Source organism: Saccharopolyspora ipomoeae (genome assembly GCF_029952525.1).
Lineage (GTDB): Bacteria > Actinomycetota > Actinomycetes > Mycobacteriales > Pseudonocardiaceae > Saccharopolyspora > Saccharopolyspora ipomoeae.
Genome location: NZ_JASAOF010000004.1, coordinates 176,787 through 191,923 on the forward strand (window position 1 = coordinate 176,787; position 15,137 = coordinate 191,923).

The 15,137-nt window shown below is 68.3% G+C and carries 19 protein-coding genes; 1 reads left to right on the forward strand and 18 read right to left on the reverse strand.

Going from position 1 to position 15,137, the window contains the following annotated elements; genetic code table 11:
* Nucleotides 1-30: 30 nt before the first annotated feature.
* From QFW96_RS10225 to QFW96_RS10310, 18 genes are all read right to left on the reverse strand, one after another.
* Nucleotides 31-615, reverse strand: coding sequence for a hypothetical protein (locus QFW96_RS10225; RefSeq protein ID WP_281455343.1), 585 nt, complete (start codon nt 613-615; stop codon nt 31-33).
* Nucleotides 616-637: 22 nt separating this feature from the next.
* Nucleotides 638-3,214 (reverse strand): hypothetical protein, encoded by a 2,577-nt coding sequence (locus tag QFW96_RS10230; RefSeq protein WP_281455344.1) that lies wholly within the window; start codon nt 3,212-3,214, stop codon nt 638-640.
* Nucleotides 3,214-3,525, reverse strand: a complete 312-nt coding sequence (locus QFW96_RS10235; protein WP_281455345.1) for a hypothetical protein — start codon at nt 3,523-3,525, stop codon at nt 3,214-3,216. Before QFW96_RS10235 ends, QFW96_RS10230 begins: the two co-directional genes overlap by 1 nt.
* Before the next feature lie 150 nt (nt 3,526-3,675).
* Nucleotides 3,676-3,948, reverse strand: a complete 273-nt coding sequence (locus tag QFW96_RS10240) for a hypothetical protein (protein ID WP_281455346.1) — start codon at nt 3,946-3,948, stop codon at nt 3,676-3,678.
* Nucleotides 3,949-3,986: 38 nt separating this feature from the next.
* A complete protein-coding gene (locus tag QFW96_RS10245) occupies nt 3,987-4,109 on the reverse strand; it encodes a hypothetical protein (protein WP_281455347.1) in 123 nt (40 codons plus the stop codon).
* A 7-nt stretch (nt 4,110-4,116) separates the two neighbouring features.
* Entirely contained in the window at nt 4,117-4,278 is a 162-nt protein-coding gene (locus QFW96_RS10250) for a hypothetical protein (protein WP_281455348.1), read from the reverse strand.
* Between the two features lie 51 nt (nt 4,279-4,329).
* Complete coding sequence (gene glmM / locus QFW96_RS10255; protein WP_281455349.1) at nt 4,330-5,664, reverse strand: phosphoglucosamine mutase; 1,335 nt, start codon at nt 5,662-5,664, stop codon at nt 4,330-4,332.
* A gap of 231 nt (nt 5,665-5,895) precedes the next feature.
* Nucleotides 5,896-6,405 (reverse strand): 30S ribosomal protein S9, encoded by a 510-nt coding sequence (gene rpsI / locus QFW96_RS10260; RefSeq protein ID WP_406688644.1) that lies wholly within the window; start codon nt 6,403-6,405, stop codon nt 5,896-5,898.
* Entirely contained in the window at nt 6,402-6,848 is a 447-nt protein-coding gene (rplM, locus tag QFW96_RS10265) for a 50S ribosomal protein L13 (RefSeq protein ID WP_132624452.1), read from the reverse strand. Before rplM ends, rpsI begins: the two co-directional genes overlap by 4 nt.
* A gap of 414 nt (nt 6,849-7,262) precedes the next feature.
* A complete protein-coding gene (locus QFW96_RS10270; protein WP_281455350.1) occupies nt 7,263-7,553 on the reverse strand; it encodes a WXG100 family type VII secretion target in 291 nt (96 codons plus the stop codon).
* A 63-nt stretch (nt 7,554-7,616) separates the two neighbouring features.
* Nucleotides 7,617-7,931, reverse strand: coding sequence for a WXG100 family type VII secretion target (locus QFW96_RS10275; RefSeq protein WP_281455351.1), 315 nt, complete (start codon nt 7,929-7,931; stop codon nt 7,617-7,619).
* Between the two features lie 209 nt (nt 7,932-8,140).
* Nucleotides 8,141-9,937 (reverse strand): type VII secretion-associated protein, encoded by a 1,797-nt coding sequence (locus tag QFW96_RS10280; protein WP_281455352.1) that lies wholly within the window; start codon nt 9,935-9,937, stop codon nt 8,141-8,143.
* Nucleotides 9,938-10,314: 377 nt separating this feature from the next.
* Complete coding sequence (locus QFW96_RS10285) at nt 10,315-11,130, reverse strand: ESX secretion-associated protein EspG (protein WP_281455353.1); 816 nt, start codon at nt 11,128-11,130, stop codon at nt 10,315-10,317.
* Between the two features lie 69 nt (nt 11,131-11,199).
* Nucleotides 11,200-12,540 (reverse strand): hypothetical protein, encoded by a 1,341-nt coding sequence (locus QFW96_RS10290; RefSeq protein ID WP_281455354.1) that lies wholly within the window; start codon nt 12,538-12,540, stop codon nt 11,200-11,202.
* A 21-nt stretch (nt 12,541-12,561) separates the two neighbouring features.
* Nucleotides 12,562-13,071 (reverse strand): DUF3558 family protein, encoded by a 510-nt coding sequence (locus tag QFW96_RS10295; protein ID WP_281455355.1) that lies wholly within the window; start codon nt 13,069-13,071, stop codon nt 12,562-12,564.
* A gap of 19 nt (nt 13,072-13,090) precedes the next feature.
* A complete protein-coding gene (locus QFW96_RS10300; protein ID WP_281455356.1) occupies nt 13,091-13,489 on the reverse strand; it encodes a hypothetical protein in 399 nt (132 codons plus the stop codon).
* 138 nt (nt 13,490-13,627) lie between these two features.
* Complete coding sequence (locus QFW96_RS10305; protein WP_281455357.1) at nt 13,628-13,813, reverse strand: DUF397 domain-containing protein; 186 nt, start codon at nt 13,811-13,813, stop codon at nt 13,628-13,630.
* Nucleotides 13,798-14,652 carry a helix-turn-helix domain-containing protein gene (locus QFW96_RS10310; RefSeq protein WP_281455358.1) on the reverse strand — a complete coding sequence of 285 codons (855 nt, stop codon included), beginning with the start codon at nt 14,650-14,652 and terminating at the stop codon, nt 13,798-13,800. Before QFW96_RS10310 ends, QFW96_RS10305 begins: the two co-directional genes overlap by 16 nt.
* 113 nt (nt 14,653-14,765) lie before the next feature.
* Here QFW96_RS10310 and QFW96_RS10315 point away from each other — a divergent pair, with 113 nt between their 5' ends.
* On the forward strand, nt 14,766-14,987 hold the full coding sequence (locus QFW96_RS10315; RefSeq protein WP_281455359.1) for an HC3 family zinc finger protein: 222 nt from the start codon (nt 14,766-14,768) through the stop codon (nt 14,985-14,987).
* Nucleotides 14,988-15,137 lie beyond the last annotated feature (150 nt).

Sequence of the window (15,137 nt, forward strand, 5' to 3'; positions counted from 1 at the left end):
TGATCCTGGGGATCACGGCCCGAATTGCGTTCAGCGCAGCCAGCTCTGGTTCTCGTAGTCATCGTCGTCGTCGAACACCGGTTGCTGCCGTCGCGGCGCGGGCTTCGGCGGCGCAGGCGGTTTCGGCGCGGCAGGCGGCGGCGAGGGCGGCGGAGCGTTCCGCCGCCCGAAGCGCCCGGCCTGCACGTTCCACCCGTTGTCGGCCGGAGGTGCTTGCGGCGCGGGCGGAACCGGCGCGTGGCCGACCTGCTGGGGGGCCTGCGGTTCCGCGGCCTGCGCGGTCGTCGCGGCGGCTTCCTCCGCCTTGCTCTTCTGCGTCGCGTAGAGCTGCTGCCCGAACCGCTCCACCTCGGGATCGGGGTCCACGGTCTCCGGCTCCTCGCCGACGGAGATCTCCTGAACGCCGGACTTCTCGTCGGCGCGGCGCAGGTTCTCGGCGCGCTCGCGGATGCGCTCGACGAGCTTCTGCCCCTTCTCCGTGGTCTCCTGCGCGGCCTTGTCCGCGGCCTTCGCCGAGTCCGCCCAGCTCTGCTGGACGGCGCGGACGCTCGCCGAGTTCTCCCGCACCAGACCTTCCATCGCGTTGCGGAAGGCCTTGGCGTTCTCACTGATCACCGCTGCACTCCTTCACCGGGATTCACTGATCCCGGTCCTCGCCCAGCACGGACTGGAAGCGCACGTTGGACGCTTCCACCCCGTCGTCGAAGAGCTGACCCTGGGTGCGCCACGGGCTGTCGTTGGTGCGTTCCTGCTCGCCGCCCTGCTGCCCCTGGCCGGCGCCCATCATGCCGCCCATCATGCCGCCGCCCATCGCGCTCGAACCGCCCTGCCCGTTCTGCGAACCACCGGTCTGCGCACCGGCTCCCGGGTCGCCGCCGAGCGAGGAGAGACCGGTCGACCCGGCGCCTTGAGCCGCTCCACCAGCGGGATCGCCGCCCAGCGAGGCGAGCCCTGCGGAACCGGAAGGTGGCTGCGCGTCCGGGGCGCCGCCGAACAGGTCGCCGGACATGCTCCCGAAGGAGTTCTGCACGCCGTCGCCGGAAGCCCCGGACGAAGCGACTCCCGCGGCTTGCGCGGTGGTGGCCGCCGGGGCACCGGGCACCGGTTCGGCCGTCGTGTCCGCAGCGGGCATCGTGGTGAACCCGCTCGTATCCGCAGCGGGCATCGTGGTGAACCCGCTCGTGTCGGGAGCGGGCATGGTCGTGAAGCCGCTCGTCGCACCGGCTTCCGCGGGTTCGGGAATCGGCGGCGCCGGCGCCGGCGCAGGTTCCGCCGGAGGCGGACCCGGCGCGACCGGGGGTGCTTCCGGCGTCAAGGACTGCGGGGGCTCGCCCGGGTGCGGGCCGCCGACGATGCCGCCCTCAGCGGGAGGAGCCTGCCCACCCAAGGTGGGTGGCTGCGGCTCGTCGCCGAAGTCGATCGTCTGGTTCAGCGGGGGCTGGCCGCCGCCGTTGTCGACGTTGACCTTGATCTCGCCACCGGCGCCCTGCTCCAGCGTGATCGTGCGGTCGCCCTCGTGGATGACCGCGCGCCCGTCGGGACCGGCCTGGACCGGGATCGGCTGCGGCCCACCCGGTGCGGGGGCTCCCGGGGCGCCGGGCGCCGGTGCGGGCATGGTCTGCACGCCGCCCGGAACCGCACCGGGTTGCCCGGGCATCTGCCCCGGCTGCCCTTGGCCGAAGTCGACCGCGTAGGTCTTGGGCTGGCCGTCCGGCCCGGTCAACTGGACCTGGGGCTTGCCGTCCGCGCCCGGTTCCTGAACCGTGACGGCGTTCTGGCCCTGGCCGAGCGTGACCTTCTCCCCCTCGGGCCCACCCGGGCCGCCCTGGCCGGGCATGCCCGGGGCCTGCGGCATCTCCGGCATCTCGGGGGGCTTGGGCATCTCCGGAGCAGCGGGCATGGCACCGCCGCCACCACCGGCACCGGCGCCTCCGCCCGCACCGCCACCAGCAGCACCGCCACCGGCTCCTCCACCAGCGCCGCCACCGGCACCGCCGCCGGAGCCTCCGCCCTGCTGACCGCCGGGCTTCTGGTCACCGCCCTTGTCGGCCGGACCGGGGTTCTTGAAGGGGTTCTCCTCCGCCTTGCCCAGTTCCTCGTTGAGCTTCTTCCAGGCGTCGTTGATGTTCTTCTTGGTGTCCTCGCACATCTTCACGAAGCCGTGCGTGGACTCCTCGACCTGCTTGGCGAAGGTGTTGCGGACGACGTTGCGACACTCGTCGCAAATCTTGTCCTTCACATCCTGGGTGAGGTCGCCGCAGCTCTCATCGATCTGGATGTCCCAGATGGAGCACGCTTTGCGGAGCGTGGTGTCGTCATCGGTGCCGTTGGCCACCGTGATGGTGGTGTCCCAGTCCTGCTCGGCCTTACCGCCGATCCTCGTGGAGTACTGGTCGAGCTCCAGCGCGGCGTTGGCCTTCGTCTGGATCAGCGACGAAACGGCTTTCACCGTCTCCTTGGTCGACGACGCACCGTCGCTGACCGTCTGGATCACGCGCTCCTGCGCGGTGGGGGTGAACTTCGACGAGAAGAAGTCCTGCGAAGCATCGGACGCACCGCCGGTCCAGCTCTTCCACAGACCGCCGAGCTTGTCGGACATGGTCTGCATCGACTCCCGCATGCCCTTCTCGGCTTTTTCGAGGTCGTCGATGTTCTTGGCGAACTTGTCGAAGTTCAGCTGGCGCTGCTCGTCGTAGTGCTCCTTGATCTTGTCGAGCTTCGGAACCTTGCTCTTGTCGTTGTAGTCGTGCTGGATCTTCTCGTAGAGCGGCACCCAGGTCTCGAAGAACTTCAGCCCCGGCTTGCCCGCGTCCAGCAGCTCATCCCCGGATTTGGCGCCTGCGCCGCCGTTCTCGCCGTTCTCGGACTTGCGCTTGACGTCTTCGAGCTTGCCCTTGCCGTCGCTGACTGCCTTGTCGTGCTCCCGCTTGTCGCTCGCGGCCTTGTCGCTCTCGTCCTTCGCGGCCTTGTACGACTCCCGGAGGTCTGCCTCCGCGTCTGTGGTGGTGAAACCCTCGCCGAATACGACCCGCGAATACCCATCGTCGTACTTGTCGAGGTAGGGCTCGATCTCATCCCGCATGCCGAAGTAGCCGAGATCGTCCTCACCGGCGTAATCCAGCGCGAGCTGACGTTTCTTGTCGTCGGAAACGTTGGGGTCGTCGAGGACCTTCTTGACGTCCTCCCATGCCGGGAGATTGGACTCGTCGCCCATCAGTTACCCCCAGACTTTCCGACGGTGCCGGCTGCGTCGGCGTCGGACCAGGTGTAGCCGGATCCGCTCTGCTCCAGCTTTCCGGCGAAGTCGTCCATGCCGTCTGCGAGGCTCGCGACGCACTTGGAGATCTTGTCCATCGCCTGCTGGTAGGGCTGGAAGTTCTCGCCGTGGGCCTTGCCGAAGTCGGCCTGACCCATCCCCATGTCGGCGATGTCCTTGCTGTGCTTGTCGCGGACGGGATCCGCCGCAGCACGAATGCTTCCTCCTGCCGATGAGAACTCACCGGCGTTGGCCCCGAACCCGGTCACCCTTCCCCCTCCATCCGAAGAACCCGCCGTCGCTCGCACGGCGCTCAAGCACAGGTTCCGACGCGAACCAAGACGGTCTGGTTCCTCATCTTGGCAGGAAAGAGGCCCGCGGAAGGCCGGAACGACCAGGTACTTGCAACCGCGAAGGCGTCACTGCTGCGGCGGGTACTGCCCATAGCCCTGCTGGGGCGGGTACTGCTGCTGGGGAGGTTGTTGCTGCCACTGCTGGGGCATCTGTCCCCATTGCTGCGGTGCCTGCGGATACTGCTGCCATTGCTGCGGCGCTTGTCCGCCCCACGGCTGAGGTTGGCCGTAGGGCGGCGGGGCAGACTTGCTCTTCCGCTTGGCCAGCACGACGAGCGTGATCACGACAGCGATCACGAGGAGAAGCACGAGTCCGATAGCCGGAATCCAAATCGACATAGCCCGGCATCATGCCAGGCCAACCCGTCCTGGTGGACTCAGTGCATGAGGGTGTGGAGGCCCCAGCCCTGGGCGAGGACCACTGCGAACACCAGTGCGCCCAGGAGCATGCAGAGGAGCGGGACGATCAGGATCGTCCAGACGTCGCCGAGGAGGCGCATCGGGATCTCACACCTTGTGGTGGCGTCGGTTGACGTACCAGGAACGGCCCTCGTGAGCTGCGTTGACAGCCTTGAGAGCTCCGATCATCAGCGCTCCGAACGCGATGATCCCGACAACGAGCCCAACAGCGATGAGCCCGACAACCATGGCGACGACGATGGCACCCATGTGAGCAGGGTCTCACAGAATCAAGCTCCGTGGAGACCCAAATCACAAAGATCACCGGATAGCGGAGACAATCTTCGCCAGTCTGTCCGCGATGTCCTGCGCGTCCTGTTCGCTCGCGGCCTCGACCATGACCCTGACCAGCTGCTCGGTGCCGGACTGGCGGAGCAGGACCCGACCGGTCTCGCCCAGCTCGGTCTCGGCCGCGGCGACGGCCTGGGTGACCTCGGGCGCGACGACGGCCGCGGCCTTGTCGGCGACGGGAACGTTGATCAGCACCTGCGGCAGCCGGCGCATGACCTTCGCCAGCGAGGACAGCGGGGTGCCGGTGGACGCGACGCGGCCCATCAGGCGCAGCGCAGTGAGCAGACCGTCGCCCGTGGTGGCGTGGGCGGGGAGCACGACGTGGCCGGACTGCTCGCCGCCCAGCGAGTAGCCACCGGCGCGCAGCTCCTCCAGCACGTAGCGGTCGCCGACGGCCGTGGTGCGCAGCGACACCCCGTGCTCGCGCATCGCCAGGTGCAGACCGAGGTTGCTCATGACCGTCGCGACCAGCGTGTCCTCGGCCAGCTCACCGGACTCGTGCATGTCCACGGCCAGGATCGCCATGATCTGGTCGCCGTCGACGACCTCGCCCGCGGCGTCCACGGCCAGGCAGCGGTCGGCGTCGCCGTCGTGCGCGATGCCCAGGTCGGCGCCGTGCTCGACCACCGCGGCCTGCAGCACATCCAGGTGGGTGGAGCCGACGCCGTCGTTGATGTTGAGACCGTCCGGCTCGGCGTTGATCGCGATGACCTCGGCGCCCGCGCGGCGGTAGGCGTCGGGGGCCGCCTCGGAGGCGGCGCCGTTCGCGCAGTCGACGACGACCTTGAGGCCGTCGAGCCGGTTCGGGGCCGCGACCAGCAGGTGATCGGTGTAGCGGCGCAGCGCGTCCGGGACGTCGCGGACGCGACCGACGTGCACGCCGGTCGGGCGGTCCACCTGCTCGCCCAGGCGGGTCTCGATCTCGTCCTCCAGCGCGTCGGGGAGCTTGTTGCCACCGGCGCTGAAGAGCTTGATGCCGTTGTCCGGCATCGGGTTGTGCGAGGCGGAGATCATCACGCCGATGTCGGCGCCCAGTTCCTTGACGAGGTGCGCCAGGGCCGGGGTCGGCAGGACTCCGATGCGCTCGACGTCGGCGCCGGCCGAGGTCAGGCCCGCCACGACGGCGGCCTCCAGCATCTCGCCGCTGGCCCGCGGGTCACGACCGACCAGCGCCACCCGGCGCCGGGAGTCGTCCCGGTCGTAGAGCACGCGAGCGGCGGCGGAGCTCACCGACATCGCCAGTTCCGGCGTGAGATCGCCGTTGGCCAATCCGCGCACACCGTCGGTGCCGAACAACCGAGCCATCAGCAGCAAGTCCTCCTCGTGTCTGCGACCGGTGGCACACAGCCTCGCACAACCGGTCGGTCGGCACTCCACAGCGGTCCCGGACAGTTTTAGCCATAACTGCCCATGATCAAAGTCCGTTTTGCCCGGTCAATTATGACTAAAACTGCCCCCGCCCCCAACAAACGACTGCGGGAGCAGGTCCGCCCGGAAAGGGACGGACCTGCTCCCGCAGGTGATGCTGGGCTCGCGTCAGCGCTTGCTGTACTGCGGCGCCTTGCGGGCCTTCTTGAGGCCGTACTTCTTGCGCTCCTTCTCCCGCGAGTCGCGGGTGAGCATGCCGGCCTTCTTCAGCGCCGGGCGGTCCTCGGAGTCGAAGGCGGTCAGCGCGCGGGCGATCGCCATGCGCAGCGCACCGGCCTGGCCCGAGGGGCCGCCACCGCTCAGGGTGGCCAGCACGTCGAAGTTCTCAACGCGCTCGACGGTGACCAGCGGCTCCTTGATGAGCTGCTGGTGAACCTTGTTCGGGAAGTACTGCTCGAGGCTCTTGCCGTTGAGCTTGAAGCCGCCGTTGCCCGGCACCAGCCGGACGCGGACCACGGCTTCCTTGCGACGACCCACGGTCTGCACCGCGCCACCGGCCGGAACCGGAACCGGGGCGGGAGCCGGGGCCTCGTCGACGGTCTCCTCGGCGGCGACGGCCTCGACCGTCTCCTCGGCAGCGGTCACTGCCTCTTCCTGCTGCAGTTCTTCGTCAGTCACTTCTCGACCTTCGCCTTAATCTCGAACGCCTGCGGGTTCTGGGCCTGGTGCGGGTGCTCCGGACCGGCGTAGACCTTGAGCTTCTTGCCCATGGCCCGGCCGAGCTTGTTCTTCGGGAGCATGCCCTTGATCGCCTTCTCCAGCAGCCGCTCGGGGTGCGAGTCGAGCACCTGGCCGAAGGACTGCTTGCGCAGGCCACCCGGGTACCCGGAGTGCCGGTAGTGGAACGCCTGCTCGCGCTTGTTACCGGTGAGGGCCACCTTCTCGGCGTTGATGATGACGACGAAGTCACCGGTGTCGACGTGCGGCGCGTAGGTCGGCTTGTGCTTGCCGCGCAGCAGCGTCGCGGCCTGAGTTGCCAACCGGCCGAGCACCACATCCTCGGCGTCGATCACATGCCAGGCGCGGGTCACCTCGCCGGGCTTCGGGCTGTACGTGCGCACGGGTCTACCTCGTCGTCGTTCGCGTCGGAATCTCAGTGCGGAGCCCGTCTCGATCACGCCGGACGGTTCACACGAGGTCTGCTCGTGGAACCGGCACGTCCGCCAGTACCGCCGCCGGGACCGCGACTCGCTGAGCGAGTCCGTTCCGCTGGCGCGAACTGCAGCCGCGCACCGCACAACAAAGAATGAGGGTACTTGGTGGCTTCTGGGCCGGTCAAAACGGGTCCTCGGTTCTTCTTTTGAGGCCCTGACCTGCCAGATCGCCGAAACCAGCATAGCAATGCCCGCTGGTCGCCGACGGGCGCCCCGGCAAAGCCGATCGGACCTCCGCAAATGGAGATCACCCGCCGGACGCGTTGATGGCCCCGGCGAAAACGCCGGAGCCATCAGCGCGGAAATCAGTGCGAAGTGAGCTCAGCCACCGAAACGGCCGGCGTTCTTCTTCTCACCGGCCTGGAAGGACTCGTTGGCCGCACCGACGGCCATGCCCATCTTGGCGGCGGTCTCCTGCATCTTGGCGGCTTCCTGGTCCCAGGAGCGCTGCGCCTCCTGGTAGGCACCCACGGCCTCGCCGTCCCAGGTGGCGACGAGCTTCTGGATCTTGCCCTCCAGGTCGTCCAGCTCGCCCTGGATCTTCTGGGCCGCCTGCTGCAGGTCGTCGGAAGCCTGCTGCAGCTCCGCGAAGTTGACGTTGATCTCGCTCATTACCTGTCCCCTCGGAATCTTCTAGATCAAGAAATGTGGAATCTGCGAACTGCGGAAGCGAAATCAGCCGTCGAGCAGGCTGCCGATCTTGGACTGCATCTCCTGCGCCTGCTCCTCCTGGGTGGCGGCGTAGTCCTGACCCGAGGACTTCACGTTCTGGCCCAGCTCGTCGAGCTTCTGGATGATCGTCTTGCCGCTCTGCTCGTACTGCTCCATCAGCTTGCGGAAGACGTCCGCCGCAGCGCCCTTCCAGTTCTGCACCGGGCCCTCCAGCTGCCCCTGCAGCTGCTGCAGCGCCTGCTCGACGGCGTTGCGGGCCTCGTCGATGTCGACCGACGCCTGCTGGATCGCCTCGGTGTCCGCACCAATTCCAGCCATCTCTCCGATGACCCCCTTCAAACTCGGTATCAAGCTCTGATGAACCTGCGACGCAGACATTGCCACGTTCGGTTCCCCGTTGTCCTGGATTTCTTCGCAAGCCGTTGCTGTTGTAAACGCGGAACGGGGAACCCGCTGGTCAACAACGGTTTTGCGGTTGCGAAAACCTCAAAGGCGACTCGTCCGAACGGACCCCGTTCGCATTCGCATCAGCCGAGCGCGAGAGAACCCACGACCTGTTCGCAAGCGCGAACGACCTCATCCCTGCCGTCGGCGCCGTACTTGCAGCCCACGCTGACTTTGAATTGACCTTTGTACAGCGTGTACCACTCGACCGTCGCCGAAGGCAGCGTTTCGCGGTAGTAGACGACGTCCCGCCCGGCGAAGCTCGTGGACGGCGTGAACAGCGAGAACTCCTCGCCCGCCGCGACGCTCTTCTCGTACTCGCCGCGCAGCAGCTGCACCGCGCGGTTGCGATCGCCGTCGGTGTCGAAGGTCAGCCGCCCCTCCTCGACCGCGACCAGCGCGCCCTGCGGGCCGGCCGCGGGCTCGACGAGGGTCTGGAACTTCGCCGGATCACCGCCCGCCGGACGCCAGCCGCCGGGATAGGCGAAGTGGTAGTCGTAAGCCGCCATCTGCTGCGCGGGCACGGCCGGATCGGCCTGCGGCGGCGGGTCGGTGAGCAGCAGCGCGGTCACCCCGGCGACCGCGGCGAGCAGCACCGCTCCGGCGCCGACGATCCACGGGGTCTTGCGCTTGCGCTTGATCTTCGGGCGCTTGGTGACCGGCCGGGTCGGCTCGTCGCCGGTCATGATCACGGTACGGGCGCGGCTGAGCGAGTCGCCCCTGGTCGTCTGCCCGGGAATCGGGTAGTCGCGCACGGTCGTGCCCGCCCACGCGCCGGTCGGGGCGAGTCCGCCGCTGCGCCCGGGATCGAGCCGCACGGCGCGCAAAGCGCCTCGGGCGACGACGGTTTCGGGCTGGTCGAGCGTCGCCGGGACGACGCCGGTGCGTTCGTGGATCAGCCGCGCGACCATCGGGATCCGGCTGGATCCGCCGACGAGGAACACCCCGGCGAGCTGTCTTCGCGGCACCTGACCGTCGCGCAGCGTGCTCAGCACCAGGTCGGCGGCCCGGGCCAGCGGTGCGGCGATGAGCTTTTCGAGGTCGGCGCGCGTGACGTGCGCGTCGGAGAACGGCGGCGGCATCGGGACGTCGGTGTAGGCGTGGCGGGACAGCGTCTCCTTGGCCCCGCGCACGTCCTGGCGCAGCACCCGGCGGCGACGCCGGTCGGGCATCTCGCGGCCCTCGACGAGCTTGCGCCACGCGGCCGGATCGGTGCTGCCGACGAGCTCGCCGACGTGCTCCAGCAGCAGCTGGTCGACGTCGGCGCCGCCGAAGTTCGGTTCTCCCTTGGTGGCCAGGACCTGGAACGACGCGCCCTGCTTGCGCACCACGGAGGCGTCGATGGTGCCGCCGCCGAGGTCGAGCACGGCCAGCGCCCCACCGTCCGGGAGCCCGTTGCCCGCCGAGTGGAACACCGCGGCGGCCACGGGTTCGGGCACCAGCACGATCTCCTTGCCTAGGCCGGTGGCGGCCTGGCGGAGTTCGGCGGCGCGCACCGAACCCCAGTCGGCGGGGTGGGTGAGCACGAGGAGGTCGACGGCGGCTCCGCCCGCGAAGCGGCGGGCCTCGCCGACGGCGCGCTGCAGGACGGCGCGGATGACGTCGCCGACCTTGAGGACGGTGCTGCCGAGCAGCAGTTCGCCCTCGTCGATGCGGCGCTTGGGGTGCGGTTCGAAGCGGGCGGGATCGACGGCGGCCTGGCGCTCGGCCTCGTGGCCGACGAACAGCGTGCCGTCCGCGGCGGCGAAGACCGCCGAGGGCACCAGCGGCTGCCCGTCGATGACGACCACCTGTGGTTCGGCACCGCCGACCGAGACCACCGTGCATGTGCTCGATGTGCCGAAGTCGATCGAGACGTGCAGGGACACCCAGTACTCCATTCACCGTCGCCGCAGGCCCTCGCCTGCGACGACGTCGTCAACCGGCCCGCCGTCCGGACGGCACCGTCCCCCCGGGTGAGCACCCTAGAGGCCCCGCCCGCCCCAGCACCAACATCCTCCCGCGCCGCACCCGCGGGTGACGGGATTACGCCCGTATTCCGGACCCCGATTACGGCCGTATTCCGGTCCCCGATTACGGCCGTATTCCGGCCCCCGATTACGCCCGTATTCCGGTCCCCGACGTGCAACCCGGGCTCGTCCGCGCAGGGGGTGCGCCCGATTTCAATGGAGATCGGGTTCCTGATTTCCATTGAAATCCGGTGGAGCACGGCGAGAACCGCAGGTGGGCGAGGCCGTGACACCCGGTTGGGTGTTGGTCAGGACTGGGCGAGGGCGCGGACTTCGGCGACTCGGTTGTCGAGAGCAGCGGTGAGTTCCGGGGCTCCGAGACCAGCGAGGATGATCTCCACGCCGACGCCGGCGCGTTGGGCCTGGGTGAGGCCGTAGCGACCGTCGGGTTCCGGTGCGTCGAACCACTTGAGGACCGCGGAGCGGTGGGTCCGGCCGAAGCGGTCGCGGAGGTTGGCCGTGAACTGGCCGTCCCGGAAGTGCTGGGCCTCGACGAAACCGCGCAGCGTCTCGGCGGCCGGGGCCTTGCGCGGTCCCGCCGACTGCATGTGGTCGATGTTCTCGAAGTCGTCGGCGGGCTTGCGCTGCGCCATGTCGGCGGCCGGAACCGCCAGGCGCGGGCGCTTGCCGACCGGCGCCGGAGGCATCCCCTGCACGGCCGCGGCACCGATCGAGGTGCGCGGCAGGACCGAGATCCGCAGGTCACCGCCGTAGCTCTCGGAGTCGCCGGGTTGCTGGACGAGCAGCAGCGCGCCCTGCTCGGTGGCGACCGACAGGAGCCGGGCCGGGGAGTCACCCGTGTCGTCGGGCATCCACAGGCCCTCGATCCACAGTCCCGGCTTGGCCAGCTGGCCGAGGATCTCGGCGAAGCGCTGGGTCAGGCCGTTCTGCCCGAGCAGACCGGCGTTGTGCAGGTCGGGGAGGGTGCGCTGGCGCAGCACGGCCCGCTCTTCGAGCGTTTCGCCGTGCGAGCGGACGGAGATCGGGAACGGGTGCTCGTCGAACCCGCCGATCTCCCAGCACAGGTCGAACCACAGCGGTGGCAGCAGCCAACGCTCCGACACGCTTTCCTCCCCCAGCTACCTGCGGATCGTGGGGTGGGGAAGTTTTCATGAAAACTTCCCCACCCCAGGTCACTCCCCGAAGACCGGCGGTGCGGTCTTGGGCATGTCGTCCATCCAGATGTCTTCTTGCTCTTCGAGCCACGAGGGACGCTCGTGCTCGTTGTCCTCGTCGCCCTGACCGCGCTGACCGGCACCGGCGCCACCACCGGGCGCGCCCGCGGCACCGCGACCACCGGCGCCCGCACCGGCAGCACCACCGGCACCGGCACCGGCACCGAGACCGCCCATCCCGGCCCGGCCGCCGGCACCCATGCCGCCACCGGCCTTGCCCCCGGCACCCATGCCTGCACCGCGCGCACCGCCCGCGCCACCGGCACCACGACCTGCTCCGGCACCGGCTCCCGGCGGCATCGCCCCGGCGAACCCGGCGGCCGGACCGCCCTGACCGGGATTCGCCCCGGGCGGCATCCCGCCACCGGAACCGGGGCCGGTCGGAGCGGGAGAAGCCCACTGCGAACTGCTCTGCGCAGGAGCGGAACCCGAGTACCCACCACCGGAACCACCGCCGACGGACGAGCCGGAGTACCCGCTGCCACTACCGGACCCGGACCCCGAGCCGGAGCCCGTGCCAGGCCCACCCGGAGTCTCGCCACCGGGCGGAGGCGGCGGAGGAGCGAGCGGATTCACCGGTGGCGGGAACGTCGGAGTGCTCGTGTCCACGGCCTGGTAGCTCTTCGCGTAGACGTTCTCCGCGACCTGCCGGGCCTGCTGATCGGCCTCCTTCTGCTCCCGCATCTGCATGGCGCCGTCCACGAGCGCGCCGCTCGGGCCCAGCATCGCGGACATCCCGCCGCGCACCGAGTCGTACCCGGCCGGAGGCTGCAGCGACGCCTTCGTCTGCTCCGCCGCGACCCCGGCCTCCTGGATCTTCAGGCCCGTGCCGCGCACGGAGTCCCCGAACGCACGCCCCCACTCCTGCAACGGCTTCGAGGCGTTGAACCCGGCCTCGGCCGCCTGGCCGCGCATGCCGTCACCAGCGGCGTCCCGCGCCTTCTGGTCGAGGTCGCCGAAGATCTCGGCGATGTCGTTGCCGAGCTTCTCCCACGCCCGACCGGATTTCGCGATCTGCTCCGGGTTCAGCGAGGGCTTCAGCTGCGTCGCGAGACGGGCCTGGTCCCAGTTCTTCCAGTTGTCCTGCTGGGTGATCGACGCGGGGTCGTGGCCGCTGAGTTCGAGATTCCGCTGCTGCTGCGTGAGCGCCCGGAGGTCCTGGCGCCCGTGCTTCGCGGCTTCCTCCCGCGCCAGCCGAGCGTCTTCCTGAGCGGAGGTCTCACCACCGACGGCACCGACGAACAAGTCGCCCGCCGACGACGCGACACCGCCGACGAAGTCGGTGAACCCGTTCCCCATGTCGTTCCCCCTCGACAGTTCCTACTGCGGCAAGCTGGGTTCGATCGCGTTCGCGATCTCCAGAGCCTTCGCGCACGTCGCGTCGTCGCTCTGCTCGTTGGAAGCACTGTTGTTGACCTGGACGGACACCGAACCGGAGCCCACCATGATCGCCTGATTGCAGACGCCCTGGCCCACGGAACCGTTCGCGATCTGCTTGATCCCTTGGTGCGACCCGACCTGGTTGGGCTCGAACACGGCGAGGTTGCCGCGCCGCTGCTCCCAGTACTTGAAGTCGTTGGTCTCGCCCTTGTAGACCGCAACGGTCATGCCCTCGGCGTCGTACTCGCAACCCTGCTCTCCGACACCTTGATCGACCGGCTCGCCGGGCGCGCTCGCACCGAAGTTCTGCAGGTCAACCTTGCAGGGGTCGAACCCTGCCAAGGCGTTCTCGGGCTTGGGTGCAGGCGCCTCAGGAGCAGCACCGCCAGAACATCCAGCAAGGGCAAAACCGGTCGCCGCGGCGGCCACTGCCACCAGGAGTCGTGTCATACGCATAGTCACCATCAGATCAGACAATCCGCTTCTGGTTGCTGGCGTGGTCGTCGTCGATGTTCTTCATGTCGCGGGCCGAATCGCGGTAGGCAGCCGCCATTTCCAACATGATCTTCTGCATGCGAGTCAGGATTCCCATCAGCCCGACGTCCCGCGCATTGATCTTCTCGCGGAACTTCTCCTCAAGCTGTCGTCCGATGAAGCAATCACCGAAGGAGTCATTGATGACGAGGCGGTCGGCTCGACCCACGATTTTGTCGAGGTCGTCCGCCTTGTCCTCGTAGACCTTGGCCACGGCTTCGGCTCTCTCCGGGTCCATGACGAGCTGGCCGTTGTCGACGGCTGCGCGCAGGCCGGCTGACTGGCCTGCCAGCGCGTTGGCGCCGGCGGCTAAGCCTTCCATCCCGGTGGTCATCGAGAGCCCCCTCCACGTTCGTGATCATGAACGTCACTCAACCGAGCGATCACGGACGCAGAGAGTACAAGGCGACGAACCGGTGCGGAGGCGGTTTTGAGGGACCTACCTCACACACCAGCCGAACAGCCCAGAACGTCAGCCGGAACGGCGTAGCCCCTCGACGAACTCAGCCCATCGATCGGAGGAAAACACCAGGACACCGCCCTGACGATCCTTCGAATCCCGAACCCCGACGACCTCCGGAGCCACGGCCACTTCAACGCAGTTGCCCTCGACGGCGCTCCTGCTGGACTTGCGCCAGTCGGCTAAGCCGGATGCCATTCCGTCTCCCGTTCGTACTGCTCCACGTACGTGTTCAGTATCTCGCGGGAGCCTTCGGAATCCGATGCCTGAGCTTCGAGGAGTTCGACGGAATCGAGGAAGGGCCGAACGTCGTCGGGTTCGTCGATGAACGCACCTGTGCTGCGGGCTTCCATGTAGACGACCGGACGCGACCTGCTGAACTCGAACAGCACGAAGGTTCCGCTCAACCCGGCGTGGACGCCCATCGACACGGGCAGCACGCGCGCGCTGATGTTCGGCTCGTCCGTCGCGGCGACGATCTGCCGCAGCTGCTGAGCCATCACCCGCGCACCACCGATCGGGCGGAGCAGCGCGGTCTCGTCGATGAAGGTGCGCAGTTCGACCGGATTCCGGCGACTGAGAATCCCTTGCCGCATCTGGCGAATCCCGATGCGGTCCTCGATCTCCTCCTCGGCGAGATCGACGCTTTCCATGATCGCGCGGGTGTAGGCCCTGGTCTGCAGCAGTCCGGGCAGGACGTTGAGGGTGACGTCGGTGATGCGCTTCGCGCGGGACTCGGCGTCGATCAGGGCCGAGAGCTGCTCGGGCAGATCACGCCCCACCTCCCACCAGGCCGGTTCACGAACGGCCGTGGCCATCTTGACCAGCCGATCGCGCTCCTTCCCCCTCACCTTCAGGACTTCGAGCATCGCTTCGACGTTCTCGACGCGAATCCCGCGGCGCGCGGTCTCGATGCGGCTGACCTTCGCTTCGGACCACCCCAAGGTGCGAGCGAGTTCCCGCGCGGTCATCCCGGTCGCGGCTCGGGCCGATCGAAGTTCCTTCGCCAAGGTGCGCGCCCTGGGTGTGTCCGACATGAGCACAGCTTACGAGTGCCCGAACAGCCTTCCTGACCTCCCTCTTTCGTGTAATTGATCAGCTTGCCCAATAACCGGCAAACTTGCCCAAGCCAACTCACTGGGGAGTCTCGATGCCCGAATACCTGACCTACGTCTGGCGGCCCGTGCCGGGAAGTCGCCACGCGTTCCCGATCGCCGCCACCAAGCTCACCCCCGAGGAGACCGCCACCGCCTACTGCGGAACCGAGGTCGAAGCCGCGAAGCTCCACGACCTCGACGAACTCGCCTGGATCCTCGAACCCACCTGCATGGACTGCTGGAAGCACCTCGCGGACACCCCACCGCGCACCTGAGGGGCGCAGTCCTGGAGAAACGACAGTTTTAGTGAAAACTGTCCAGACAAAACGGACATTGATCATGGACAGTTTTCACTAAAACTGTCCGCTGCCCACCATCGTCGACACCCTCGCAAAACCACCGCAACGAAAAAGCCTCCCCTCGAA

Coding starts and splice junctions, on each gene's coding strand:
- QFW96_RS10230 (WP_281455344.1), bottom strand. CDS start 3,214: ATGGGCGACGAGTCCAATCTCCCGGCATGGGAGGACGTCAAGAAGGTC.
- QFW96_RS10240 (WP_281455346.1), bottom strand. CDS start 3,948: ATGTCGATTTGGATTCCGGCTATCGGACTCGTGCTTCTCCTCGTGATC.
- QFW96_RS10245 (WP_281455347.1), bottom strand. CDS start 4,109: ATGCGCCTCCTCGGCGACGTCTGGACGATCCTGATCGTCCCGCTCCTC.
- QFW96_RS10250 (WP_281455348.1), bottom strand. CDS start 4,278: ATGGGTGCCATCGTCGTCGCCATGGTTGTCGGGCTCATCGCTGTTGGG.
- glmM (WP_281455349.1), bottom strand. CDS start 5,664: ATGGCTCGGTTGTTCGGCACCGACGGTGTGCGCGGATTGGCCAACGGC.
- QFW96_RS10270 (WP_281455350.1), bottom strand. CDS start 7,553: ATGAGCGAGATCAACGTCAACTTCGCGGAGCTGCAGCAGGCTTCCGAC.
- QFW96_RS10275 (WP_281455351.1), bottom strand. CDS start 7,931: ATGGCTGGAATTGGTGCGGACACCGAGGCGATCCAGCAGGCGTCGGTC.
- QFW96_RS10280 (WP_281455352.1), bottom strand. CDS start 9,937: ATGGAGTACTGGGTGTCCCTGCACGTCTCGATCGACTTCGGCACATCG.
- QFW96_RS10290 (WP_281455354.1), bottom strand. CDS start 12,540: ATGGGGAACGGGTTCACCGACTTCGTCGGCGGTGTCGCGTCGTCGGCG.
- QFW96_RS10295 (WP_281455355.1), bottom strand. CDS start 13,071: ATGACACGACTCCTGGTGGCAGTGGCCGCCGCGGCGACCGGTTTTGCC.
- QFW96_RS10300 (WP_281455356.1), bottom strand. CDS start 13,489: ATGACCACCGGGATGGAAGGCTTAGCCGCCGGCGCCAACGCGCTGGCA.
- QFW96_RS10305 (WP_281455357.1), bottom strand. CDS start 13,813: ATGGCATCCGGCTTAGCCGACTGGCGCAAGTCCAGCAGGAGCGCCGTC.
- QFW96_RS10310 (WP_281455358.1), bottom strand. CDS start 14,652: ATGTCGGACACACCCAGGGCGCGCACCTTGGCGAAGGAACTTCGATCG.
- QFW96_RS10315 (WP_281455359.1), top strand. CDS start 14,766: ATGCCCGAATACCTGACCTACGTCTGGCGGCCCGTGCCGGGAAGTCGC.